22 protein-coding genes are annotated in these 25370 nt (G+C 68.6%); 6 read left to right on the top strand and 16 right to left on the bottom strand.

What is annotated here, in order from left to right; translation table 11 throughout:
• Positions 1–229: 229 nt before the first annotated feature.
• Positions 230–2092, bottom strand: coding sequence for a glutamine--fructose-6-phosphate transaminase (isomerizing) (glmS, locus tag DL519_RS33665; RefSeq protein WP_190820806.1), 1863 nt, complete (start codon positions 2090–2092; stop codon positions 230–232).
• A 116-nt stretch (positions 2093–2208) separates the two neighbouring features.
• Here glmS and DL519_RS33660 point away from each other — a divergent pair, with 116 nt between their 5' ends.
• Positions 2209–3045 carry a dienelactone hydrolase family protein gene (locus DL519_RS33660; RefSeq protein ID WP_190820804.1) on the top strand — a complete coding sequence of 279 codons (837 nt, stop codon included), beginning with the start codon at positions 2209–2211 and terminating at the stop codon, positions 3043–3045.
• 683 nt (positions 3046–3728) lie between these two features.
• On the opposite strand, the gene DL519_RS33655 is transcribed toward DL519_RS33660, so the two are convergent.
• The 14 genes from DL519_RS33655 to DL519_RS33590 all read right to left on the bottom strand — a co-directional run bounded on the left by DL519_RS33655 (position 3729) and on the right by DL519_RS33590 (position 14468).
• On the bottom strand, positions 3729–4142 hold the full coding sequence (locus tag DL519_RS33655; protein WP_190824645.1) for a hypothetical protein: 414 nt from the start codon (positions 4140–4142) through the stop codon (positions 3729–3731).
• Entirely contained in the window at positions 4139–6976 is a 2838-nt protein-coding gene (locus DL519_RS33650; protein ID WP_190820802.1) for a hypothetical protein, read from the bottom strand. The genes DL519_RS33655 and DL519_RS33650 overlap by 4 nt, the downstream gene beginning before the upstream one ends.
• Positions 6976–7281: a type VII secretion target gene (locus DL519_RS33645; RefSeq protein WP_190820800.1), complete on the bottom strand. Its 306-nt coding sequence runs from the start codon at positions 7279–7281 to the stop codon at positions 6976–6978. Before DL519_RS33645 ends, DL519_RS33650 begins: the two co-directional genes overlap by 1 nt.
• Positions 7282–7424: 143 nt before the next feature.
• Positions 7425–7640: a hypothetical protein gene (locus tag DL519_RS33640; protein ID WP_190820799.1), complete on the bottom strand. Its 216-nt coding sequence runs from the start codon at positions 7638–7640 to the stop codon at positions 7425–7427.
• Positions 7641–7690: 50 nt separating this feature from the next.
• On the bottom strand, positions 7691–7867 hold the full coding sequence (locus tag DL519_RS33635) for a hypothetical protein (protein WP_190820797.1): 177 nt from the start codon (positions 7865–7867) through the stop codon (positions 7691–7693).
• Between the two features lie 211 nt (positions 7868–8078).
• Entirely contained in the window at positions 8079–8222 is a 144-nt protein-coding gene (locus DL519_RS33630; protein WP_168585474.1) for a hypothetical protein, read from the bottom strand.
• A gap of 9 nt (positions 8223–8231) precedes the next feature.
• Positions 8232–8390, bottom strand: coding sequence for a hypothetical protein (locus DL519_RS33625; RefSeq protein ID WP_190820795.1), 159 nt, complete (start codon positions 8388–8390; stop codon positions 8232–8234).
• A 51-nt stretch (positions 8391–8441) separates the two neighbouring features.
• The gene (gene glmM / locus DL519_RS33620; protein ID WP_190824379.1) at positions 8442–9776 is read right to left on the bottom strand and encodes a phosphoglucosamine mutase; all 1335 of its coding nucleotides are present in this window, start codon (positions 9774–9776) and stop codon (positions 8442–8444) included.
• Positions 9777–10024: 248 nt separating this feature from the next.
• Positions 10025–10588 (bottom strand): 30S ribosomal protein S9, encoded by a 564-nt coding sequence (gene rpsI / locus DL519_RS33615; protein ID WP_397545000.1) that lies wholly within the window; start codon positions 10586–10588, stop codon positions 10025–10027.
• Positions 10585–11031 (bottom strand): 50S ribosomal protein L13, encoded by a 447-nt coding sequence (gene rplM / locus DL519_RS33610; protein ID WP_010316190.1) that lies wholly within the window; start codon positions 11029–11031, stop codon positions 10585–10587. The genes rpsI and rplM overlap by 4 nt, the downstream gene beginning before the upstream one ends.
• A 368-nt stretch (positions 11032–11399) precedes the next feature.
• On the bottom strand, positions 11400–11690 hold the full coding sequence (locus tag DL519_RS33605) for a WXG100 family type VII secretion target (protein ID WP_190820793.1): 291 nt from the start codon (positions 11688–11690) through the stop codon (positions 11400–11402).
• Between the two features lie 62 nt (positions 11691–11752).
• Positions 11753–12064, bottom strand: a complete 312-nt coding sequence (locus DL519_RS33600) for a WXG100 family type VII secretion target (RefSeq protein WP_190820791.1) — start codon at positions 12062–12064, stop codon at positions 11753–11755.
• A 138-nt stretch (positions 12065–12202) separates the two neighbouring features.
• Complete coding sequence (locus DL519_RS33595; RefSeq protein WP_190820789.1) at positions 12203–12556, bottom strand: hypothetical protein; 354 nt, start codon at positions 12554–12556, stop codon at positions 12203–12205.
• A 64-nt stretch (positions 12557–12620) separates the two neighbouring features.
• Positions 12621–14468, bottom strand: coding sequence for a type VII secretion-associated protein (locus DL519_RS33590; protein ID WP_223839874.1), 1848 nt, complete (start codon positions 14466–14468; stop codon positions 12621–12623).
• 686 nt (positions 14469–15154) lie between these two features.
• On the opposite strand from DL519_RS33590, the gene DL519_RS33585 reads away from it, so the two are divergent.
• Entirely contained in the window at positions 15155–15481 is a 327-nt protein-coding gene (locus DL519_RS33585; RefSeq protein ID WP_190820785.1) for an ArsR/SmtB family transcription factor, read from the top strand.
• Between the two features lie 457 nt (positions 15482–15938).
• Positions 15939–17018, top strand: a complete 1080-nt coding sequence (locus DL519_RS33580; protein WP_190813148.1) for an IS110 family RNA-guided transposase — start codon at positions 15939–15941, stop codon at positions 17016–17018.
• 297 nt (positions 17019–17315) lie between these two features.
• Here DL519_RS33580 and eccCa read toward each other — a convergent pair whose 3' ends face one another.
• Positions 17316–21419 carry a type VII secretion protein EccCa gene (gene eccCa / locus DL519_RS33575; protein WP_190820770.1) on the bottom strand — a complete coding sequence of 1368 codons (4104 nt, stop codon included), beginning with the start codon at positions 21417–21419 and terminating at the stop codon, positions 17316–17318.
• 290 nt (positions 21420–21709) lie between these two features.
• Between eccCa and eccD the strand changes: the two genes are divergently transcribed.
• The 3 genes from eccD to DL519_RS47535 all read left to right on the top strand — a co-directional run bounded on the left by eccD (position 21710) and on the right by DL519_RS47535 (position 25245).
• Positions 21710–23149 (top strand): type VII secretion integral membrane protein EccD, encoded by a 1440-nt coding sequence (gene eccD / locus DL519_RS33570; RefSeq protein ID WP_168585481.1) that lies wholly within the window; start codon positions 21710–21712, stop codon positions 23147–23149.
• 11 nt (positions 23150–23160) lie between these two features.
• The gene (gene mycP / locus DL519_RS33565; RefSeq protein WP_190820768.1) at positions 23161–24582 is read left to right on the top strand and encodes a type VII secretion-associated serine protease mycosin; all 1422 of its coding nucleotides are present in this window, start codon (positions 23161–23163) and stop codon (positions 24580–24582) included.
• Positions 24583–24774: 192 nt separating this feature from the next.
• Complete coding sequence (locus DL519_RS47535) at positions 24775–25245, top strand: hypothetical protein (protein ID WP_223839873.1); 471 nt, start codon at positions 24775–24777, stop codon at positions 25243–25245.
• The last annotated feature ends 125 nt before the right edge of the window (positions 25246–25370 follow it).

Genomic DNA, 25370 nt, shown 5'->3' with positions numbered 1-25370 from the left:
CGCCATCCCATCCGGACATTTCGCCAACGAGGTCGTGAGCACCAACTGCTTTTCAAGTATGAGTGAAGGGCACCTCCGCTGACCGGCGTCGAAGACACCGCGCCGCGCAGCACCTCCTTGCGGGGTGGCGAACGGGCGACGGTTCTGCCGCAATTTCAATGGACATCGGACCTTCGATTTCCATTGAAATTGCGTGCCGGGGAAGGTGCCCTTCACTCGGAGGTGGTGGTCACTCGACGGTGACGGACTTCGCGAGGTTCCGGGGCTTGTCGACGTCGTAGCCGCGGGCCCGGGCGATCTCCGCCGCCAGCACCTGCAACGGCACCGTCGACACCAGCGGCTGCAGCAGGGTCGGCACCGCCGGGATCGTGATCAGCTCGTCGGCGAACGGACGGACCTCGTCGTCGCCCTCCTCCGCGATCACGATGGTCCGGGCGCCGCGCGCCTGGATCTCGCGGATGTTGGACACCAACTTGGAGTGCAGCAGCGCCCGCCCCTTCGGGGAGGGCATGACCACGACGACCGGCAGGCCTTCCTCGATCAGCGCGATCGGCCCGTGCTTGAGCTCACCCGCGGCGAAGCCCTCGGCGTGCATGTAGGCGAGCTCCTTGAGCTTGAGCGCGCCCTCCAGCGCCACCGGGTACCCGACGTGCCGCCCCAGGAACAGCACCGCCTTGGCGTCGGCGAGCTCCTGGCCCAGCTGCCGCACCTGGTCCACTGTGGACAACGTCCTGCGCACCGCTTCGGGCATCGCGGACAGCTCCGCGAACTCCCGCGCCACCTCGTCGGAGTACTTCGTGCCGCGCGCCTGCGCCAGGGCCAGCCCGACCAGGTAGTTCGCCGCGACCTGGGCCAGGAACGTCTTCGTCGCCGCAACCCCGATCTCCGGACCGGCGTGGGTGTAGAGCACCGCGTCCGACTCGCGCGGGATCTGCGCGCCGTTGGTGTTGCAGATCGCCAGCACCCGCGCCCGCTGGGTGCGCGCGTGCCGCACCGCCTCCAGGGTGTCGGCGGTCTCACCGGACTGGGAGATCGCCACCACCAGCGTGTCCCGACCGAGCACCGGGTCGCGGTAGCGGAACTCGCTGGCCAGCTCGACCTCGACCGGCACCCGGCACCAGTGCTCGATGGCGTACTTGGCGAGCAGCCCGGAGTGGTAGGCGGTGCCGCAGGCGACCACGAAGACCTTGTCGATGTCGCGCAGGTCCTGCTCGGTGAGCCGCAGCTCGTCGAGGATGATGCCGCCGCCAGCGAAGTGGCCGCGCAGCGTGTTCTCCAGCGCCTCGGGCTGCTCCTCGATCTCCTTGAGCATGAAGTAGTCGTGGCCGCCCTTCTCGGCGGCCGACAGGTCCCAGTCGACGCTGAACGGCTTGGCCTCGACGTCCTCGGCGAAGAAGTCGGTCACCCGGTAGCCGTCGCGGGTGATGGTCACCACCTGGTCCTGGCCGAGCTCCACCGCGTCGCGGGTGTGCTCGATGAACGCGGCGACGTCCGAGGCCAGGAAGTGCTCACCCTCGCCAACCCCGACGACCAGCGGGGACGACCGGCGAGCGGCCACGATCTTGCCGGGCTCGGCGGCGTGCGTCACGACCAGCGTGAAGGCGCCCTCCAGGCGTCGGGCGACCGCACACACGCTGGCGTTCAGGTCGCCGGCGGTCGGCCCGTCGGCGTAGGCGGCGGCGACCAGATGCGCCGTCGTCTCGGTGTCGGTGTCGCTGGCCATCTCGATGCCCGCGGCTTCCAGCTCGGCGCGCAGCACGGCGAAGTTCTCGATGATGCCGTTGTGCACCACCGCGACCTGCCCGCTGGCGTCGCGGTGCGGGTGGGCGTTGCGGTCGGTCGGCGCCCCGTGGGTCGCCCACCTGGTGTGTCCCATGCCGCTGTGACCTGCGAACTTGCCGCCATCGACCTCGGCGAGGCGCTTCTCCAGGTTCGATAGCGCGCCGGCGGCGCGCTCCACCGCGAGGCCGCCCTCACCGTCGAGCAGGGCGACTCCCGCCGAGTCGTAACCCCGGTACTCCAGTCGCCGGAGTCCGCCGAGGACGACTTCGAGCGCCTGACGATGTCCTACGTAACCAACGATGCCGCACACTCGGCCCAGAGTAGCTACTCCACATGGTCTGAACCTGTTCGAGTCAGCCGGTTCGGGAACCCCCTCCCGTGGCGGCTACCGCACGTGCACGAGCAGGTCCGCTACCGTTGCTGACCATGGCGCGCACTGCCAAGAAGGCCCCTTCCGCGAAGAACGCGTTCGAAGAGCTGTCCCGCCGCGGACCGCACGATGTGCTGCACGGTGATCTGGCCCTCGTCGGGCTGCCCGGCATCGTCTGCACCCCGCGCAGTGGCCTCGGGCTGCCGGCGGTCGCGTTCGGGCACGGCTGGCTGCAGCCGCCCCGCCGCTACCTCGGCCTGCTCCGGCACCTCGCCTCGTGGGGCATCGTGGTCGCCGCGCCCGGCACCCAGCGCGGCGTGTTCGCGTCGCACCGGCTGTACGCCGCCGACCTGCGGACCGCACTGGACGTCTGCGTCGGCGTCCGGCTCGGCGAGGGCGGGATCAGCGTCGACGAGAAGCGGCTCGGGGTGGCCGGGCACGCCATGGGCGGCGGCTGCGCGGTGCTGGCGGCGGCCGAGGACCAGCGGATCCGCTCGGTCGCGACGCTGGCCGCCGCCGAGACCATGCCGTCGGCGTTCGAGACGGCGAGCCGCGTCGAGGTGCCGGGCCTGCACATCGCCGCCGGCCGGGACCTGCTGACCCCGCCAGTGGCCAACGCCGAGCCGATCGCCCGTGCCTGGGGCGGTCCGGTGCAGCTGCGGACGGTGAAGAAAGCCAGCCACCTCGGCTTCACCGAGGGCCGGCACTGGACGCAGCTGGTGCTGCACGGCAAGCCCGAGTACGCGACGCAGCGCGTCACCAAGGCCCTGCTCACCGCTTTCTTCCTCCGCACGCTGGTCGGCGATCGGCGCGGTGAAGCGCTGCTGAGCGCCGACATCGGCGGCAGTCACATCGACAACGAGCACAGCCGCGGCGACCTCACCGCGGCGTGACTCACAGCTGTGCCGTCCTGGCCCTTCGTCGGCGCCCAGGAGCAGCCACCGTTCACGAAACGTGTCGAAACGTTCCGTGAGCAGATGACTTGCGCCACCTGCGTTGACCATCAGGAAGACTGGTGGCCTTCACGCTTCCTCGACCACTGCCAGCACGAACGCTGGTCTGACACGGTCTCCACGTGCGTTTGGCCTTGCGGCCGGTTCCCACGCAACTCGCGGTACCTGACGTGTTTCACCTGCCGCCGCAGCAAAACCGCTGACCGGGCTTGGCTTTCGCTCGGTCAGCACACGCTCTGTCACACATTGACACAGGCTCCGGAACTGTCAGTAACCCCCTGGACGTCTTCGTCGAAGTTGCCGCTGCTGAAGTTGGCGACGTGCAGCTTCTTCAGCGCGGGCCTTGCGGAGCGGGCTGCTGGAACTGGTACTGCGGCCACCCCGGCGGGCCGGGTTGTCGCGGATGCACCCGCAGCGGATAAGCGCCCCCCGAACACGATCGTCCGAGCGGAAACCCGCGCCCGATTCCCCTGCCCTGCGGTGCGCTTTCGAATTGACCACTGTGGACGATGATCATGGAGTTACGGCGCGTTTGACCGGAATCGACGTCCTGGCAAGTCTTTTCGCAACCGCAGGCGGAAAATCAAGCGGGGCGCGGAAATCTCCGTGCCCCGCCGTGGATGTCACCTCAGCCAGCTCTGGTTCTCGTAGTCGTCGTCATCGTCGAACGCCACCCCCCGGCGCGGTGCCGGCTTGGGGGCCGCCGGTGGCGGAGGCGGCGGCGTGGGCCGGGCTGCCTGCTGCGGTCGTTCTTCCTCGTCGTCGGCTCCGAGGCTGATCTCGTTGCTGTCCTCGTTCCGCTTGCCGGCCCACTCGTTGCGGGGCTTGTCCTCCGGCGGCTGGGCGTTGGCGGCCTTCTCGACGAGCTCCTGCTTGCGCTCGTCCGCCGCCGCCTTGATCTCCTCGTTCTTCTTCGCCGACGCGGCCTCCGCGGCGCGGACCGCGTCCATGCTGTCCTCGACGCCGTAGCGGTGCCGCGCGACCAAGGTCGCGATCTCGTCCGCGACCTTCTGGTTGATCAGAACCACCGCGCTCACCTCTCCCGGTCCTCGCCCAGCACCGACCGGAACCGCATGTTCGACGAATCGACGCCGTCATCGAAGAGCTGGCCCTGGGTTCGCCACGGACTGCTGTTGCTGCGCTCCTGCTCGCCACCCTGCTGACCGCCGTGGCCGCCGCCCATCGCGCCCATGCCGCCCATCATCCCGCCGCCCATCGCGGAGCTCTGGTTGGCGGACTGGCCGGCGTGAGCTCCCTGCGCCGAACCACCGCTCTGGTCGCCGCCCAGCGACGACAGGCCGGTGGCGCCCTGCTGACTGCCGCCCGCGGAGTCTCCAAGGGAGGCCAGGCCGGTCGATCCGTGCTGCTCGGAACCGCCGGGCACGCCCGGCTGGTCCGGGCCGCCGAACAGCTGGCCGGAGGCGCTGCCGAACGAGTTCTGCACCCCGTCGCTCATGCTGCTGAAGGCGCTCATGCCCGCGGACTGCGGAGCGGTGGAGGCAGGCGTGCCCGCCGCCGCCGGCTCGGTGCCCGCAGGAACTTCGCCGCTGGTGTCGTAGGCAGGCATGGTCGAGCCCACGCCGTAGGCGGGCGAACCGAATCCGGGGTCCGCCGCGGGCATCGTGCCCACCCCGCTGCCGTAGTCCGGCGCAGAGAAGCCGGGATCCGGGGCTGGCATGGTGCCCACGTCGGGCACGGCGAAGCCGGGGTCCGGCGCTGGCATCGGCGCCACGGGATCCGGCGCAGGCATCGTGCCCACGTCGGGCACGGCGAAGCCGGGGTCCGGCGCTGGCATCGGCGCCACGGGATCCGGCGCAGGCATCGTGCCCACGTCGGGCACGGCGAAGCCGGGGTCCGGCGCTGGCATCGGCGCCACGGGATCCGGCGCAGGCATCGTGCCCACGTCGGGCGCGGCGAAGCCGGGGGCGGGCGCGGGCATCGTGGTGGCGTCCGACGGTCGGGGCACCTCGCCAGGCTGAGCTTCGGCGGGCATGGTCGTGATGCGGTCCGCCCCGTCGATCGGCTTCGCCTGGTCGCTGCCGAAGTCGATGGTCTGGTTCAGCGGCGGCTGCCCGCCACCGTTGTCCACGCTGACCTTGACCTGGCCGTCCGGCGTGCGCTCCAGCGTGATGGTGCGGTCGCCCTCGCGGATCACGGCCTTGCCGTCCTCGCCCGCCTGCACCGGGATCGGACCTTGGCCACCGGGCGGCCCGCCGACGCCGCCGGGCGCCTGCCCCGGCGCGGGCATCGTCTGGATGCCCTCCGCCCCGGGCGCACCCGCGCCCGCACCGGCGCCACCAGCCGGGCCGAAGTCGACCTCGTAGGTCTTCGGCTTGCCGTCCGGGCCGATCAGCTCGACCTGCGTCTTGCCGTCCGGGCCGGGCTTCTGGACGGTGACCGCATCGTCGCCCTCGCCGAGGGTCACCTTCTCCTGTTCGCCCTGCTCACCGAGGCCGCCACCCGCTCCGGGGGCTTCCGGCATCTCCGGCATCTCGGGCGTCTCCGGCATCTCGGGCGTCTTCGGCATCTCCGGCTCACCGCCGCCACCGCCGGTACCGGAACCTCCGCCACCGGTACCGGAACCTCCGCCGCCGGTGTTGTTGCCGCCGCCCTGGTCGTCACCCCCGCCGCCCTTGCCGTCTTCGAGGCCCTTGAACGGGTCATCGCTGACTTTGGCGGCCTGCAGCATCTGGTCGTACGCGGCCTGGACGGCGTCCTGGGTGGCCTTGCTCTGGTCCTTGAAGCTCTGGTACTTCTGCTCCATCTCGGGCTTGAACGACTCGTCGAGCCACTTCTTGGCGTCGTCGATCAGGCCCTGGCGGATCTGGTCGCAGGCGTCCTTGGCCCCGAAGAACTGACCGATCAGCCCGCCGATGGGGCCGCCGAGGATCAGGCCGATCGCCTGGTCCTTGATGATCGACCAGGCACCCGAGAAGATGTCATCGATCCCGATGTCCTTGAGGTCTTCGAGGTTGATGTCGCCGCGCGCCTTGCGGATCTCGTCCTTGGTGTCGTCCGGGTCCTTGCCGGCGCACTTGATCTCCTTGCCCAGCTCCAGCACGAACTTGGCGTATTCCCGCACGGTCTGCTGGATGCCGTCGGCGGCCGGGGTGATGGCGCCGGCCATGTTCTCGGTCTCGTTGGTGACCGTCGTGCCCGCCATGCTGTAGCTGCCGACCTTGGATTCGGCGGCGTCCGCTGCCGAACCCTTCCAGGTCTGCTTGGCGCCCCGGAACGCCTGGCCCATCGAGTCGTTCTGGTCCAGCAGCGCCTTCTGCACGCCGCTCAACCGCTCGGCGTCGGCCCGGAACGCGCCGAAGTCGATCTCGCGGAGCTGGTCGTACTCCTGGACGACCTCGCCCTTGAAGTCCGGCCCCTTGCCTGCCCAATCCTGGTACAGCGGCAGGAACTTCTCGAAGAAGTCCAGCCCCATCTTGCCGTCGTCGAGGAGTTCGTCGGAGGTGTTGACGGCGCCCCCGCCCTCCAACTTCCCCTTGGCGTCCTCGAACTTGCCCTTGCGCTCCTCGGCGGCCTTGGCCTTCTCCTGCAGCGCCGAGAAACCGCCGTCGGTGAGGGACTCGAAGAGCTTGCCGCCGATCGGGTTGACGACGGACATCGCGGTGTCGGCGATGCTGCCCGCGTTGTCGACCAACCAGCTGCCCGCGTCGGAGGCCGTCTCGCCGAGCCACTCGCCGGCGTCCTGCGCGGCCCCGCCGATCGCGCCACCGATTTCCGAGCCGATCTTCGCGCCCGCCGCGGCACCGGCCGGCCCGAGCACCAGACCGGTGACCCCGCCCTGGATCCCGCCGACGACCGAACCGACGTCCTCGCCGAAGCTGCTTTCCTCTTCCTGCTTCTTCTCGTCCGCCATCAGGCCTGAACCTTCCCGACCTCTTGGGCACCGGATTCGTCACGGGCCTGGTATTCCTTCGCGGATTCGGAGAAGCTCTCGGAGAGCTTCGATCCATACTCGGCGAACGACTCGATGTTCTTCCCCAGCTTGTCCAGCGCGTCCTTGTAGGCCTTGCCCGCCTCGTGGAACTTCTTCCCGAACTTCTCCGCGGTCAATTTCGTATCGGTGGCCGCCTTGGCTTGCTCCTTGATCGCCCCAGAACCGTCGGAAAACGCATTGGCCGCCTTCCCGACATCACTTCCCGAAGTCTGCGCCCCGCTCATCGCGCCCCCTTCACCCGACCTGTCGCGCACGTCTCAGCGGGTGTGACGGCGCGGATGATTCGCTGGTTCCTAATCTTGGCAGGTTCCCCAGGGCTAAACGGCCAATCCGCCGAGGTGCTTGCATCCGCGAAGGGAGAAGTCGATCACTGGGGCGTCTGCGGACCCTGCGGCGGCTGGCCGTAGCCCTGCTGCGGCGGAAAATGCTGCGGCGGGTACTGCTGCTGGGGCGGCTGCGGGGCGAAGCCCTGTGGCGGGAACTGCGCGGGCCGCTGGGCGTTGTTGCTGTTCTTGACGATCAGAAGCGCGGTCAACGCACCGGCCCCGCCGCCGAAGAGCAGGCTGAGCACCAACGTGATCACCAGATACAACGTTTCCCCCTGCTAGTCCTGAACGGATCTGTTCGTAGTCGTCACTGCTGGTAGGGGCCCTGCTGCGGCGGCGGCGAGAAGCCCTGCTGCGGCGGCGGGAACTGCTGCAATGGCGGCTGCGCCGGAGCCTTGTTCTTCGCGATCATCGCGACGAGCGCGCCACCACCGGCACCGGCGAGTGCGCTCACGACGATCACGATCAGGATCTGGAAGATCACCGGAACCTCCAATCGTTCGACCAGGAACCGAACTTATCGGAGGGCACCGCGTCCGAGGCAGCGGATGACCAGAATCGTTCAACGCCGCCGGAGCAGCACCAGCACGAGGACCACAAGGCAGATGGCCGCCGCGACGCCCAGCAGCGGAACGGCGAACCTCAGATCGATGCAGATCCAGCGCATGATGCCGGATCATGGGCTCAGCCGATGATCAGTAAAGGCCGCCGCCCTCGAAGATCAGGTGCAGGCCCCAGCCCTGCGCCAGCACGACGGCGAGCACGAACGCGCCCAGGACCATGAGCACCAAGGGCACCACGAGAACGATCAGCAGGTCACCGAACACTCGTCCGCGCATGGCGCACGCTCAGCTTCGACGTCGACGGTTGACGAACCAGGACCTGCTCTCGTGCGCGGCGTTGACGGCTTTCATGCCGGCCAGCGCGAGCGCGGAGAAGATCACGATAGCGACGACGAGCCCGACAGCGACGAGCCCCACGACCATGGCGACAACGATGGCACCCATGTGAGCAGGGTCTCACAGATCGCGTCGAAATGAGAGATCAAAATCACAAGATCACCGGATTGCGGCAATGATTTCGGCCAAACGCTCGGCCACGGCCTGCGCGATCTCCTCGCTCGGCGCCTCGACCATCACGCGCACCAGCCGCTCGGTGCCGGACGGGCGCAGCAGGATCCGGCCGGTGTCGCCGAGCTCCCCCTCGGCCGCCGCCACCGCGGACGCCACCTCGGCCGCCGCCACCGCCGCGGCCTTGTCCGCCACGCGCACGTTGATCAGCACCTGCGGCAACCGCCGCATGACTTTGGCCAACGACGCCAGCGGGGTGCCGGTGGCCGACATCCGGCCCATCAGCCGCAGAGCGGTGAGCAGGCCGTCGCCGGTGGTCGCGTGGCCGGGCAGCACGACGTGGCCGGACTGCTCGCCGCCGAGCGCGAAACCGCCGGCCCGCAGCTCCTCCAGCACGTACCGGTCGCCGACGGCGGTGGTGCGCAGCTCGACACCCTGCTCGCGCATCGCCAGGTGCAGGCCGAGGTTGCTCATCACGGTCGCGACCAGCGTGTTCTCCGTGAGCTCGCCGGACTCGTGCATGGCCACCGCGAGGATCGCCATGATCTGGTCGCCGTCCACCGCGGCCCCGCTGGCGTCCACCGCGAGGCAGCGGTCGGCGTCGCCGTCGTGCGCGATGCCCAGGTCCGCGCCGTGTTCGAGCACCGCTGCCTGCAGCACGTCGAGGTAGGTCGAGCCGACGCCGTCGTTGATGTTGATGCCGTCCGGCTCGGCGTTGATCGCGATCACCTCGGCGCCCGCCCGGCGGTAGGCCTCCGGGGCGGCGACCGAGGCCGCGCCGTTGGCGCAGTCCACCACGACCTTCAGCCCGTCGAGCGACTGCGGAGCCGCGGTCAGCAGGTGATCGACGTAACGCCGCACCGCGTCGGGGACGTCGCGGACGCGGCCGACGTGGGCCCCGGTGGGCCGGTCGACCTGCTCGGTTAGGCGAGCCTCGATCTCGTCCTCGACTGCGTCCGGGAGCTTTTGCCCGCCGGCCGCGAAGAGCTTGACCCCGTTGTCCGGCATCGGGTTGTGCGAGGCGGAGATCATCACGCCGAGGTCCGCGCCCAGCTCCGCGACCAGGTGCGCCACCGCCGGGGTGGGCAGCACGCCGACCCGCAGCACGTGGGCACCGGCCGAGGTCAGGCCCGCCGTGACTGCAGCCTCCAGCATCTCGCCGCTGGCCCGTGGATCGCGGCCGACCAACGCCACCCGGCGCTGCGAATCGTCCCGGTCGTAGAGCACCCGCGCGGCCGCCGCGGCCACCGACATCACCAGCTCCGGCGTCAGATCCGCGTTGGCCAACCCGCGCACCCCGTCGGTGCCGAACAACCGAGCCATCAGCAGCACGTCCTCCTCGTGTGACGCGGAAAACTCCGCGGGGCGCTAGACCGGACGCGCCACGTCGGGTTCTTGTCTTTGCAGCGGCGAAGCCGTTTATCCCACGCGGGCGTGGCGACCGCCCGCGGGCGTGGCGATTTTGACACCGCGGAGCGAGTCGGTGGAAGGCCGCCGGCGCATACGACTGCGGGAGCAGTCTCGTCCGCAGTGGACTGATGACTGCTCCCGCAGATCGGATGAAATTCGCGTCAGCGCTTGCTGTACTGCGGCGCCTTGCGGGCCTTCTTGAGACCGTACTTCTTGCGCTCCTTCTCCCGCGCGTCACGGGTGAGCATGCCGGCCTTCTTCAGCGCCGGGCGGTCTTCGGCCTCGTAGGCCACCAGCGCCCGGGCGATCGCCATGCGCAGCGCACCGGCCTGGCCGGACGGGCCGCCACCGTGCAGGGTGGCCAGCACGTCGAAGCTCTCCACGCGCTCGACGGTGACCAGCGGCTCCTTGATCAGCTGCTGGTGCACCTTGTTCGGGAAATACTGCTCGAGGCTCTTGCCGTTGAGCTTGAAGCCACCGTTGCCCGGCACCAGCCGGACCCGGACGACGGCTTCCTTGCGGCGACCCACGGTCTGCACCGGACGGCCGGTCGGCACCGGGATCGGAGCCGGGGCAACCGCCTCAGCGGTCTCCTCGGACGCGACCTCGGCGGTCTCCTCGACCTCGACAGTCTCCTCGGACGCGACCTCGGCGGTCTCCTCGGAAGTGACCTCGGCGGTCTCCTCCGGGGTCACGTTCTCTTCCTGCTGAAGTTCGTCAGTCACTTCTCGACCTTCGCGTTGATCTCGAACGGCTGCGGGTTCTGGGCCTGGTGCGGGTGCTCCGGGCCGGCGTAGACCTTGAGCTTCTTGCCCATGGCGCGGCCGAGCTTGTTCTTCGGCAGCATGCCCTTGATCGCCTTTTCGAGCAGCCGCTCGGGGTGCTTCTCGAGCACCTCTCCGAAGGACTGCTTGCGCAGACCACCGGGGTAACCGCTGTGCCGGTACTGGAACGCCTGGGTGCGCTTGTTACCGGTGAGGGCCACCTTCTCGGCATTGACGACGACGACGAAGTCGCCGGTGTCCATATGCGGCGCGTAGGTCGGCTTGTGCTTGCCGCGCAGCAGCGTCGCGGCCTGAGTTGCCAACCGGCCGAGCACCACATCCTCGGCGTCGATCACATGCCAGGCGCGGGTCACCTCGCCGGGCTTCGGGCTGTACGTGCGCACGGATCTACCTCGTCGTCGTTCGCGTCGGAATCGTCAGTGCGGAGCCCGTCTCGATCACGCCGGTCGGTTCCCGCGAGAATTCTCCCGGGAACCGGCACGTCCGCCAGAACCGCCGCCTGGACCGCGATCCGCGAGAGATCCGATCCACTGGCGCGAACTGCAGCCGCGCACCGCACAACAAAGAATGAGGGTACTTGGTGGCTTCTGGCCCGGTCAAAACGGGTCCTCGATACTTGCTTGGAGGTTTCTGACCTGGCAGATCGCCGGAAACAGGATAGCGAATGCCGGGGGCGGTACTCGCACGACCCCGGACAGCGTTGCGGCCCCGGCGCTCGCCGGGGCCGCAGATCGCTCTTCAGCGGGTGGGATCAGCCACCGAAGCGACCGGCGTTCTTCTTCTCACCGGCCTGGAAGGACTCGTTGGCGGCGGCAACGGCCATGCCCATCTTCGCGGCAGTCTCCTGCATGCGAGCCGCTTCCTCGTCCCAGGACTTCTGGGCGTCCTGGTACGCGGCCACGGCCTCGCCCTCCCAGGTGGAGACGAGTTTCTGGATCTTGCCCTCCAGGTCGTCCAGCTCACTCTGGATCTTCTGGGCCGCACCCTGCAGGTCGTCCGAGGCCTGCTGCAGCTCGGCGAAGTTGACTGCAATCTCGCTCATTGCTTATCCCCTCAAATACCTATGGTCAAGAATTCAGAACGTGCGACTGTTCGAAGTGCGGCTCAGCCGTCGAGCATCGCCGTGATCTTGGAGATCTCCTGGGCCTGGTCCTCCTGGACCTGGGCGTAGTCCGCACCGGAGCTCTGCACATTCTGGCCCAGCTCGTCGAGCTTCTGCAGAATCTTCTTGCCGCTGTCCTCGTAGGAGCCCATCAGCTTGCGGAACACGTCCGCGGCCGCGCCCTTCCAGTTCGCGACCGGCCCCTCCAGCTGGCCGCTCAGCTGCTGGAGCGCCTGCTCGACGGCGTTGCGAGCCTCGTCGATGTCCTGCGACGCCTTCTCGATCGCCTCGACATCTGCACCAATTCCAGCCATCTCTGGATGACCCCCTTCAAACTCGTCATCAAGTTCGGATGAACCTGCGACGCAGACATTGCCATGTTCGGTTCCACGTTGTCCTGGATTTCTGCGCAACCCGTTGCTGATGTAAACGCCGGGCGCGGAACCCGCAGGTCATCGCATGATTTGCGCTTGCGAAAAGTCGAGATCGCTGCCGTCGGAAGGCGTTTGCTCTTGCGATTTCCCGGCCGCCGACTCGTTCGCGGCGGTGTCCGGGCGCACATTCGACTCGATTGCCGAGTACTCGGGAACTTCCAGGCCCACCCGGGTGCGGTAGTCGATCGCCACCGCCCGCTGCATGGATTCGGCGGCGCTGCTACCAGTCGCCGCGTTCTTCGCGAGTTCCTTTGTGTGCCTTTGGAAAACCTCGGCGCGGTGGTGCGCCTCGTCGCGGGCCCGCCGACTGCGGCCCACCGCGTCGGCGAGTTCGGCGCGGAATCTGCGGACGGAATCCGCTGGATCTGCCATGGCAATGTCTCCCTGTCCGACGGCCGCGCGAAATCCATTCCGCCGCGGCGAATTCGCCGCCGGTTCAACGGACCTTGATGGAACCGACTACCTGTTCGCAAGCGCGGACCACGTCGTCCTTGCCGACCGAGCCGTACTTGCAGCCGACGAGGACCCGGAATTGTCCTCGGTGCAGCACATACCACTCGACCGTCGCGTCCGGCATTTGTTGCCGGTAGTACACCACGTCCCGGCCGGCGAAACTGGTGGAAGGGTTGAACAACGAGAACGGTTCGCCGGCCGCGACCTTTTGCTGGTAGTCGCTGCGCAGCTGTTGAACCGCCCGGTTCCGGTCGGTGTCGGTGTCGAAGTCGAGCTTCCCCTCGTTGACCGCGATCACCGAGTCCTGCGCGTCGTCCTCCGGCGCGATCAGCGTCTGCCAGTTGGTCGGATCCCCGCCGATCTGCTTCCAGTCGCCGGGGTAGGAGAACTCGTAGTCGTACTGCGCGGCCCGTCGGGTCGGGCCGCCGGGTTCGGCCTGCGGCTGGCCGCTGCTGGTGATGAGCATGGTCAGGACCACGCCGACGGCCACCACGACGGCCACGCCGGCACCGATCAGCCACGGCAGCTTGCGCTTCTTGCGGCTGGGCCGGTGCGCGACCGGCATCGTCTGGTCGCTGCCGCCGATGACGACGGTCCGGGCACCGCTGAGCGAGTCGCCCGCGGTCACGCCGGGGCCGATCGGGGAGCCGCCCGCGGAGCCGACCGGGGGCGGGCCGGGCACCGGGTAGGCGCGCACCGTCGACGCGCCCGCCCAGGCACCAGCAGGTGCCAGCCCACCGCTGCGGTCCGGATCCAGCCGCACCGCGCGGAGCGCGCCGCGCGCCACCACGGTTTCGGGCTGGTCCAAAGTGGTCGGCACCACGCCGGTGCGCTCGTGGATCAGCCGCGCCACCATCGGGATCCGGCTCGAACCGCCGACCAGGAACACCCCGACCAGCTGCTGCCGCTGCACCTTGCCCTCGCGCAGGGTGGCCAGCACCAGGTCGGCGCTCTTGCCCAGCGGCCCGGCGATCAGCGCCTCCAGGTCGACGCGGGTGACGTGCGCGTCCGAGAACGGCGGCGGCATCGGCACGTCGGTGTAGGTGTGCCGGGACAGGGTTTCCTTGGCGCCGCGGACGTCCTGCCGCAGCACCCGGCGGCGTCGGCGATCGGCCATGTCGCGGCCCTCGACGAGCCTGCGCCACGCCTCGGGATCGGTGGCGGAGACGAGCCGGCCGATGTGGTCCAGCAGCGCCTGGTCGATGTCCGCGCCGCCGAAGTTCGGTTCACCGCGGGTGGCCAGCACCTGGAACGAGGAGCCCTGCTTGCACACCACGCTGGCGTCCACCGTGCCGCCGCCGAGGTCGATTACCGCCAGCGCGCCGCCGTCGGGGAGGCCGTGACCGGCGGAGTGGAACACCGCCGCCGCAACGGGTTCCGGCACCATGACCAATTCCTTGCCCAGCCCGGTGGCGGCCTTGCGCAGCTCGGCGGTGCGCATCGCGCCCCAGTCCGCGGGGTGGGTCAGCACCAGCAGGTCCACGGCGGCGCCGCCGGCGAAGCGGCGGGCCTCGCCGACCGCGCGCTGCAGCACGGCGCGGATCACTTCGACGACCTTCAGCACGCTGCTGCCGAGCAGCAGCTCGCCTTCGTCGATGCGGCGCTTCGGGTGCGGCTCGAAACGAGCGGGGTCGACTGCGGCCTGGCGTTCGGCCTCGTGCCCGACGAACAGCGTGCCGTCCGCCGCCGCGAAGACCGCGGACGGGACCAGCGGCTGCCCGTCTATCACCACCACCTGTGGTTCGGCACCGCCGACAGACACCACCGTGCATGTGCTCGACGTGCCGAAGTCGATCGAGACGTGCAGGGACACCCAGAACTCCTTCACCATCGCCGAAGCGCCTTTTCCGGCGACGTCTGTCGTCCGACCGCCGATTTCTCGGCGCGCCGACTCCCCCCGAGCACCCTAGAGGTTAAGGGTGCGAGCGCACCAACAGTCTGCCCCTGACCGGGTGATCAACGCGACCACCTGTCACGGATTGTTGCCATCCAAACGGGGTGAGGGGCACCCGCGCCCAATTGACCGGGGTGGCGGGTGCCCCTCACCACGCCCGATCCCCCACGACGCGACCCAGCGGTGAAGTCCTGCTCGGCGAGCCGATCGGCCATCCCCCAGCCACCGACCGGCCTCAGCAACGCCGCCCGGCTGTCCGAAGTGGACCAGCTCTGCGACGGCTCCCGCACGCGCCGCCGACACATTCCCGCCACCCGCCGATCCCCGCCAGAGGTGGTGCCGATTTCGCGCGAAATCGGCGAAGCCACCCAGTGAAAGGAAGCAGTAGCGATGTTCTGGATTCAGCTCGGCGCGTTAACCACACCACCAGGTGAGAGGTGAGGGACACCCTTGGGTGGTACAGCCGGGGTGGTACAGCCGCTCAAGGGTGCCCCTCACCTCGAAAAAATCATCCGGACCGGGTCGGTGCGGCGGCTTTCTTCGAAGCGTTGACCGGCAGATCCTGCAGCACACTTCGGTGGTTATCAAATAGTCGAGTCGAATGAAAGGCAGGCTGGCCGCTCGTGACGCGCACGCTCCCGCAACCGAGCCGAGACGACATCGACGTAATGAAGGTGCTGCACGCGCTGGCCGACCCGGTGCGACTCGAGCTGCTGCACGAGCTCAGCAAGGAGTGCGACCCGAAGACCTGCTCGCTGGACGCCTACGACGTCGAGGTCAGCGCCCCGACGCTGTCCCACCACTGGCGCGTGCTCCGCGAGGTAGGCCTGACCACGACCTTCGTCAACGGGCGCACCCGCTGGGTGGAGATCCGCCGGGACGACATGCAGGCCCGATTTCCGGGTCTGCTCGACGCCGCCCTCGCAGGTTTCGCAGAACGACGCCCGTGAGTGCTTGGGGTTGCCACAGCTGCTCTTGCCACAGTCGCCCAGAAGACTCACGGCCCTGGGCGCAACAGGACCGACCCTGCTGGCTAATTCGGCGCGGTGTTGGGGCTGTTTGGGAAGGTGCGGGCGTGAAGCGAACGGACCGTTCGTGTCGTCTATCGAGGTGAACAGGCCGTTCACCGCACACCAACAGCCCCGGGCTCACATCGGATGAACGGAGCGAACGGACAGTGATGATGTGTGTAGTGACGCCGCTGGTGGGTCTGACCCTCGAACGGACTGACGGCTTGCCTGTCCTGGAACGGATCTGTCGGCCTTACCGGGCGTTGCTACGCACGCGGCCGGACGGGCGTTTGTGACCTTATAGGAGCTTGGCTAGAAGCCCCGTCACTGTCTTGTCCTCCCGCCCGACCGGCGCGTGCCGCCCCAGGTAACGGACGCAAGGACGGACAGGACCAGCATGACGCAAGAAAGCCCGCGGATCATCGGCGGAGTCGATTCCCATGGCCAGACCCATCACGGCGCGGTGATCGACCAGGTGGGCCGGCACCTGGCCGACAAGGAGTTCCCCACCACCACCGATGGCTACCGGCGGCTACTGGAATGGATGCGGTCGCATGGTGAGCTCGTCGCGATCGGGGTCGAGGGAACCGGTGCCTACGGCGCCGAACTCGCCCGGGTACTCACCGCCTCTGGCATCAGCGTCATCGAGGTGGATCGCCCCGACCGTAAAACCCGTCGCCTGAGAGGAAAATCAGACTCGATCGATGCCTACGCCGCAGCCACCGCGGTGCTGGCCGAACGCGCCACCGGCATCCCGAAAAGCCGTGACGGTGTGGTCGAGGCCATCCGCGCCCTGCGCGTGGCCCGCACCAGCGCGGTCAAAGCCCGCACCCAGGCGATCAACCAGATCCGTTCACTGCTGGTCTCCGCACCGGCGGTGCTACGCGAGCAGATCACCGGCCTGAACACCGCCGCACTGATCACCACCCTGGCCCGGCTACGACCCGGCCAGGACCTGGCCCACCCGCCGACGGCCACCCGCGCCGCCCTGCGCCTACTGGCACGGCGCTACCAGGCCCTCGACACCGAGATCGCCGAACTCGACAACGCCATCGCCCCGCTGACCCAACAGGCCTGCCCGGACCTGCTGGAACTCCGCGGCGTCGGCACCCAGACCGCCGGTACCCTCCTGGCCGCCGCCGGCGACAACCCTGAACGCATGCGCTCCGAAGCCGCATTCGCCCACCTCACCGGAGCCGCCCCCATCCCCGCCTCCTCCGGCCGCACCGACCGCCACCGCCTCGACCGCGGCGGCAACCGCTCCGCCAACAATGCCCTCTACACCATCGTCCTGGTCCGCATGCGCCACGACGAACGAACCCGCGCCTACGTCGAACGCCGCACCCAGGAAGGACTCACGAAAAAAGACATCATCCGCTGCCTCAAACGCTACGTCGCCCGCGAGATCTACCACGCACTCACCACCACCCCCACAACACAACAAACCCCTCCAAAAACCCCCACAACCGCCGCTTGACATCTATAGGAGCATCCGTTCGCGCCGCCTACCGAAGCGAACAGGCCGTTCACCGCACACCAACAGCCCCGGGCTCACATCGGATGAACGGAGCGAACGGACCGTTCGTGTCGTCTATCGAGGTGAACAGGCCGTTCACCGCACACCGGTTGGCGAGGCAGAACCGGACCACTCCCGCAGTGACACCAGCCCCAGCCCCAGCCCCTCGCGGAATTAGCCAGCAGGGTCAGGACCACCCACAAAACAAAAAGCCTCCCCCGCCGAAGCAGGGGAGGCTTTTCGCGTCGTCCCGCCGGATCACTCCGGCTGGATGAACGCCGTCTGGATCATCTGCGGCCCGCCGCGCAGGCTGCGGCTGACCAGCGTGCCTCGACCAGGCGGCAGCGGCCGCGACTTGATGTTGGCGACCAGCTGACCGTCGTCCTTGTTCGCGCTCATCGCCAGACCAGGCGCCGACGTCTCGCGCATCTTGCCGATGATCGGCTCGTACAAGGACTTGCTGCCACCACCGGAGTTGCGCGCCAGCACGATGTGCAGACCCACGTCGTTGGACACCGGCACGAACTCCGCCAGCGGCGCCAGCGGGTTGTTGCCCTGCGGCGCGACCAGCTCGTAGTCGTCGACGATGACGAACAGCTCTGGGCCCTTCCACCAGGAGCGGTCCTTCAACTGCTCCTGCGTCACATCCGGGCCGGGCAGCCGCTTCTTCAACGATGCCGCGATGTCCTTGACGTTGCCCTTCAACTGGTCCGCACCGACCGCGTACTCCAGCAGGTGCCCGGTGTTGAGGAACCCGAGCATCGTGCGCCGGTAGTCGACCAGCAGGATCAGCGCTTCCTTCGGCGTGTACCGCTCGGTGATGCCGCGGACGATCGTGCGCAGCAGCGCCGTCTTGCCCGACTCCCGCTCACCGAACGCGTAGAAGTTCGGCTCGGCGTTGAAGTCCAGGTACACCGGGTGCAGGCCGTCCTCGTTGATGCCGATCGGCACCAGCTTCGGCTTCGGCTGCTGCTCCGGACGCGGCAACTGCTGGTACGGCAGCAGCTCCGGCAGCAGGCGGACCTGCGGCGCCGGACGCCCCTTCCAAGAACTCTTGACCCGGTTGACGAAGTCGGCGACACCGTCGGAGACGTCGTCGTTGTAGAGCTCCCAGCCCAGGCGGGGCGCGCGGACCGGCTTGCCCTCGTCGATCTCCCGCTTGACCTGCTCGTGCTCAGCCTCGACGCGGTCACCGATGGTCTCGCTGTCCACGCGGGGCAGGGCGGTCAGGAAGTGCAGCTTGCTGCCGTGCATACCGCGCCCCGGGCGGCCCTGCGGGACCTTCACCGCGAACTTGCGGTCGATCTCCGACTCACTCGGGTCACCGAGCCGCAGCTCGATGCGGGTCTGCATCAGGTCCTTCATCGCCGGGCGGACCTCCGCCCAACGCGCGGCGGTGACGAACAAGTGCACGCCGTAGGCCAGGCCGTTGGCCGCCAGGTTCAGCACGTCCTGCTCCAGCGACTCGAACTCCTCGCGGAATGTCCGCCAGCCGTCGATGATCAGGAACGCGTCGCCGAACGGGTCGTCCTCGAACTCACCGCGCCGCTTGCGGTTGCGGTAGTCGTTCATGCCCTCGACGCCGTGCTGCTGGAACCGCGCTTCCCGCTCGGCCAGCATCGTCTTGAGCTCCGCGATCGTCCGCCGAACCGTGTCCTGGTCACGCCGGGTGCCGTAACCGCCCATGTGCGGCAGGCCCCGCAGCGCGGAGATCGAACCACCACCGAGGTCGACGCAGTAGAACTGCACCTCCCGCGGCGTGTGGGTCAGTGCCATCGAAGCGATCATCGCGCGGACCGTGTTCGACTTGCCCGCACCGACACCGCCGACGATCGCGCCGTGACCCCCCTGACCGCTCAGGTCCAGCGTCATCGGGTCCTGCCGCTGGTGGTACGGCACGTCGATAAGCCCCACCGGGAACTGCAGCCGGCCGCTGCCCGCGAAGCCCGCCGCCGTGTAGCCGCGGTCGTCGGTCTGCTGCAGCGGCGGCAGCAGGGCGTCCAAAGTGGGCGGTGTGTCCAGCGGCGGCAGCCACACCGCGTGCGCCGGCGGGCCCTGCCCGCGAATCTTGTCGATGATGATCTGGAAGTCCGTCGGGTCGAGGTCGCTCTTCTGCTCCTTGACCTCCTCGACGACCGGCTTCTCCGGTTCCGGCGGCTTCTCGATGTAGTCCGGGATGAACTCCCGCGGCATCTTGTCGCCGGTGACCGGCGACGCGCCGCCCTTCAGCGTCGGGCGGCGGCCACTGGTCTGGTGCATGTGGCCGGACACGAACGCGGCGCGGAACCGCTCCATGCCGTTGGGGTGCTTCAGGTACCCGTGACCACCGGTGGCGGGCAGGTCGGCGGCGTCCGGAACACCGATCGCCGCACGGGAGTCCGCCGCGTTGAAGGTCTTCAAACCGATCCGGTAGGACAAGTGCGTGTCCAGACCGCGCAGCTTGCCCTCTTCCAACCGCTGGGAAGCCAGCAGCAGGTGGACCTGCAGCGAACGACCCAGTCGGCCGATCATCACGAAAAGCTCGGCGAAGTCCGGCTGCTGCGACAGCAGCTCGGAGAACTCGTCGATGACCACGAAGAGCGCGGGCAGCGGCTCCTGGCAACGTTCGTCGCCAGCCTCGCTCATCTTCCGGTAGTCCCAGACGTTCTTCGCGCCCGCCTTGTTCAGGACCTCCTGGCGGCGGTTCATCTCACCGGCCAGCGCGTCCTGCATGCGGTCGATCAGCGAGCCGTCGCCCTCCAGGTTCGAGATGCTCGCCGAAACGTGCGGCGCCGGCTCGAACCCGTTGAACGTCGCACCACCCTTGAAGTCGACGACCACGAAGTTGAGCATCGACGACGAGTGGGTGGCCATCAGGCCCAGCACGATGGTGCGCAGGAACTCGGATTTACCGGAACCGGTCGAACCGATGCACAGCCCGTGCGGGCCCATGCCGCCGGAGGCGGTTTCCTTGATGTCCAGGTGGACGATCTCGCCCTGCTCGCCGGGGCCGATCGCGACGCGGTACAGGTCGTCGCGGGACCGCGGCCGCCAGGCTTCGTTGAGGTCGAAGGTGACCACGTCACCGGCCAACCCCAGCTGCTCGATGTAGTTCAGCGGCGTGGTCAACGGCTCGTAGCCGCCGCTGTCGGCGTCGGACGCCGAAACGCCGCCGGCCACCCGGTACGGCGCCAGCTGGCGAGCCAGCGAGGTGGCCTCCTCCGTGCTCAGCGTGTCCGGCTTGCCGAACCACTCCACACCGGACCCGCCGCGGGCACCGATGCGGTCCTCCTCCACGACCATCCGCATGCCGCGGCGCGCGGTGAGCTGCCCGAGCAGGTCGGACAGGTCGATCACGGTGACCCCGGCCAGCCCGCCTTCGACGTAGAGCGCCTCTTCGCGGGTGATCTCGGCGTCATCGAGGATGATCACGATGTGCGGCTGGCCGTCCGGCGGCGCCGTGTTGCGCTGGAACCGCGGCCGCTCCGCCAGCTGCTCGGCGAGCATCTGCTCCAGGGCTCCGAGCGAACCGGCCATCAGCCGCATCTGGCCGATGCCGTCGGTCTCGGTCGGGTGCTGGGCGTGCGGAAGCCACTTCACCCAGTCCCACTCCGTGCGCGCGCGGCCGCTGCTGGCGACCGCGATCATCACGTCGTCGGGGGTGTGGAAGGTGGCCAGCTGGCACACGATCGCGCGGGTCAAGCCGCGTACCACGTCCCGGTCGCCCTGCAGGCCGACCGCGGCGAAACCGCGCAGCGAGGTGGCGATCGGCAGGTCCGGCACCAGCGAGTGCGCGCGCACGAAGCGGCGCAGCGCAAGCGTGGTGATCGGCTCCAGCTCGTCGACCGGGCCGGTTTGCGGTGGCACCAGGCGGGTTTCCAGCCGCTGCGAACCGCGACCCACCCGGACCTGGCAGAAGTCGTTGTCGTTGGGACGTCGCTCCCACATGCGCCGGCTGCCGGCGGCCAGGGACCACAGGGTCTGCGGGTCGGGGTGCACCCACTCCCGGGCCAGCCGCTGCTCGTCGGCGGCCTCCCGCGCGCGGTCGCGCATCTGCCCGAGGTACCGCAGATAGTCCTTGCGGTCCTCGTTCATCTCAGCCTTCTTCTGGCTGCCTTCCTTGCCGCCGCCGGCCATCATCCCGAAAGTTGAGATGAGCATCATCATCGGCATCATCATCATCATCGGGTTGTCCTTGGCCCGCTGGAGCATGAAGACCATCATTCCCAGCGAGGCGACGATCATGATGCCCGGCAGGACCTTCTGGACGATGTTGCCCGGTATGGTCCGCGGAATCTCCGGCGGTGGTTCGAGGTGCACCTCCCCGCCCGGTGGCCTGGGAGCGGCCAGGCGTGGCGTTCGCTTGAACTGCAGCGTGCTCACCGGACGCAACAACCTTTCCGTGTCAAACGTGCTCTCGAATGTCGCAGCCAGCATTCTGTACCGGCGCGGCACCGCCTGCGGCGGGGTGGGACTCGGGCGTGACCAACTAGATATGAAGTAGTTGGCACGAGTTGCACCAAACCTGCCCCCGCCGACGGTCGGTGTGGCCATACTAGGGGCGCTCTTCGACCGGGCGGGCCAGTTTCACGAGAAAAACCGGCCTTGGTTGGATCGAGCCCAACGACACAAATGAATGCAAGGCAATCAACCTCAGGGAGTAGGGGGCCCAAGTGGCGACCGGGACCACGGTGTTCAGCCGCGTGACGGTGGTGGCGCCTACAACTCGTATCGACCTGGCGCTTCCCGCAGACGTGGCGGTGGCAGACCTTTTGCCGATGGTGCTGGACATGGCCCGCGGGATCACCTCGGACGGCGGTTCGCGGCACGGCGGCTGGTGCCTGGCCAAGCTCGGGGAGAGCCAGCCCCTCGACCCGAGCCAGACGCTGTCCTCGCAGGGAATCGTCGACGGCGACATGTTGCAGCTGCGGCGCCGGTCGGACGACCCGCCGCCGCCGCTGTACGACGACGTCGTCGACGCGCTCGCGGAAGCGGAACCGGGCAGCTACCGGCCGTGGACAAAGGAAACCGCGGCCAAGATCGGGCACGCGGCCGGCGCGCTGGCGCTCATCGGTGCGGCCGTCGCATTGGGGTTGGCGGGCCCGGCCGGGCTGCTGCACCCCGAACTGGAGGGCACGGCGCCGATCGTCTACCAGATCGTGGCCGCCGTAACGGCGGTCGTGGTGGCGATCTTCGCGACCGGCGTCGGCTCGATCGTGACCCGCGCCTACGCGGCGCCCACCACCGGCACGGTGATCGCCGCCGCGGGCGGGCTGCCGATGGCGTTCGTCGCGGGCTTCAACATCGTGCCGGGCAACGCCCTCGAACCGAGGCTGTTGCTGGCCTGCGCGTTGACGCTGATCTTCGCCTCGGTGTCGATCATGGTGATCGGCGCGGGCATCGTGACGTTCATCGCGGCCGCCACGGCGGCGGCGTTCGGCACCATCGCCTTCCTCGTCGCGACGCTGGTGCCCACCGCCAGCATCGCGGGCATCGCCGCGGGCGCCGCGGCCGTCGGCCTGGCCGGCATCTCGCTGCTGCCGCGCATCACCATCCAGCTCGCGAAGCTGCCGCTGCCGCACGTGCCGGGCAGCGCCGAGGACCTCAAGGAAGACACCGGCTTCCCGGACTACCGCATGATCGAGCGGCAGACCGGCCTGGCGCACCAGTACATGACGGGCCTGATCATCGGCTGCGGCGTGGTCGCGGCGCTCGGCTCGATCCTCGCGGCCGCGGCCAGCATCTGGGGCGCGGTGTTCGCGATCGTCGTCTCGGCGGTCCTGCTGCTGCGCGGCCGCAACTACGCCAACGGCAGCCAGGCGATCGCGCTGCTGCTGAGCGGTCTGCTGTCGTCCCTGGGCGTCACCATCGGCCTGCTGGTGCAGGTTGCGCAGTGGTCGCTGGCGGTGGCCTGGGTTTTCCCGCCGCTGCTGCTGCTCGGCATCCTGGCGATCATCTTCGGCGTGGTGTTCCCGAACCGACGGTTCTCGCCGGTGCAGCGCCGCACGGTGGACATCCTGGAAGCGGTCCTGATCGCGCTGGTGCTGCCGCTGGCGCTGGCCGCCATGAACCTCTACATGTACATCCGCGACCTCAACCTGAACTTCTTCTGAGGGGCGGCGTGATGCGCTCTAGGATCTCCCGCTCCCGCGGCGGGCTGCGCGGATTCGCGCTGCTCGCCGCGGTGGGCACGTTCGCGCTGGGCGGCCCCACGGCACCCGCGGTCGCGCAGACCGTCGGTCCGCCGCAGCTGAACGAGGCGTGGCAGACCGGGTCCAAAATGGACGCCTCGGCCGGCTACGAACAAAAGCAGGGCTGCATGCGCGGCAACACCGGCAACTCCATGATCGAGGAGAAGCCGTGGAGCCAGCTGGTGCTCGGCTACGAACGGGCCCACGAGCAGGGCTTGAAGGGTGAAGGCCAGAAGGTGGCCGTCATCGACACCGGGGTGAACCCACATCCGCGACTGCACCACCTGCAGGGCGGTGACAACACCGTCCCGGGCGGCGGCGCCACCTTCGACTGCGACGGACACGGCACGATTGTGGCGGGCATCATCGGGGCGGCCCCGGACGAGACCGGCCAGACAGGTTATGCCGGGGTCGCACCAGAAGCCACGATCCTGTCGATCCGGCAGTCCTCCCAGGTGTGGATACGTCAGTCGGACAACTCGACGATCGGCAACACCCAGACGATGGCGCAGGCCATCAACGGCGCGGTCGATCAGGGCGCCGCGGTCATCAACATCTCGCAGTCGTCGTGCCAGCCGATCGCGCAGGGCAGCAACCCCCTCGACGTTGGTAACCAGGAACTGCACAACGCGGTCAAGCAGGCCTACGAAGCGGGGGTCGTTGTGGTCGCCGCAGCCGGAAACGTCGGCGAAGCCTGCCAGAAGAACCCGGCCGGCAGCCCGACGACCGCGGTGCTGCCCGCCTGGTTCGACGACTACGTGCTCACCGTCGCCTCGGTGAACCAGGCGGGTGCGCCGTCGGAGTTCACCGTGCCGGGTCCGTGGGTGGACGTGGCCGCGCCGGGCGAGAACCTGATCACCCTCGACCCGGGCTCCCAAGGCAAGGGCCTGGCCAGCCAAATCGCCGGGGGCAAGGACGGCCAGATGGGCCCGATCCAGGGCACCAGCTTCGCCGCGCCGTACGTGTCCGGCCTGGCGGCACTGATCAAGGAGAAGTTCGCGCGCGAAGGCAAGCCGATGAACACGGCCGAGTCCGCACAGCAGGTGATGGACCGGATCAAGCAGACGGCCCTGCACCCGGGCGGCATCAACGGACGCAACGACATCGTCGGCTACGGCATGGTCGATCCAATGGCGGCGCTGAGCGACGTCCTCCCATCCGAGTACGACAAGGCGGCGCCGCCGCCGAAGCCGACGAAGCTGGACGTGGATGTCATCCCGCAGAAGGACTTCCCGGCCCTGATCATCGCCCTGGGCGGTGCGGGAGCGGGAATCGCGGCGATCATCTTCACGGCATTCCTGATCAACGCGGTCCGCAACGTCCGAGCCCGAGCCCGCGAAAACAGCGGCGGCTGAAGGCGTTCGACGAGACGGCCCGGTGTCCCATGCGGACACCGGGCCGTCTCGTTAGACCCACCAGGCTCCTCGCTCGATCTACCTGCCGAACGAACTTCTTCAGCACCTATCTATGTCATCGCTTTGCGAGAACCAGACAAGGCGCGGCGACATAAGCGATCCGGCGGAACTGGCCGCCAAACAGCACCATCGATGTCCTGCCCACACAAAGGCCCATACCAGCCGCCGGACACAGAGTTGTCGGCCACCAAGATACGATCGCTGGGGCGTGGCGGCGCCGCCGCCGAAGCCGACGAAGCTGGACGCGGATGTCACATCCCGCAGAAGGACTTCCCGGCCCTGATCATCGCCCTGGGCGGTGCGGGAGCGGGAATCGCGGCGATCATCTTCACGGCATTCCTGATCAACGCGGTCCGCAACGTCCGAGGCGGATCCAGGCAACCCGGCTCCGCACGACCACGGCGCGACACCGCCCGTTTCCGCAAGCCAGGTGCCGTGGGTGCGTTGGCGCTGCAGAGGCTGTTTGGGAACCCGCGCTGCCTGGAGATCCCGGTGGCCGCCCTAGCGGGAGGGGCGTGCTGCTGCCTCGCCAATCGGTGTGAAGCGAACGGCCTGTTCACCCCGGTAGACGGCACGAACGGTCCGTTCGCCTCAACGACCTGACGCAGGCCCCGGGGTTGCTGGTGTGAAGCGAACGGCCTGTTCACCTCGGTAGACGGCACGAACGGTCCGTTCGCCTCAACCAACACATCCCAAGCAGCCTCTATCGCACCCGATAACACTCACGG

This window comes from Saccharopolyspora pogona (assembly GCF_014697215.1).
GTDB lineage: Bacteria > Actinomycetota > Actinomycetes > Mycobacteriales > Pseudonocardiaceae > Saccharopolyspora > Saccharopolyspora hattusasensis.
Note: the sequence above shows the minus strand (reverse complement) of the source record. Positions and strands in the feature narration are given on the sequence as shown.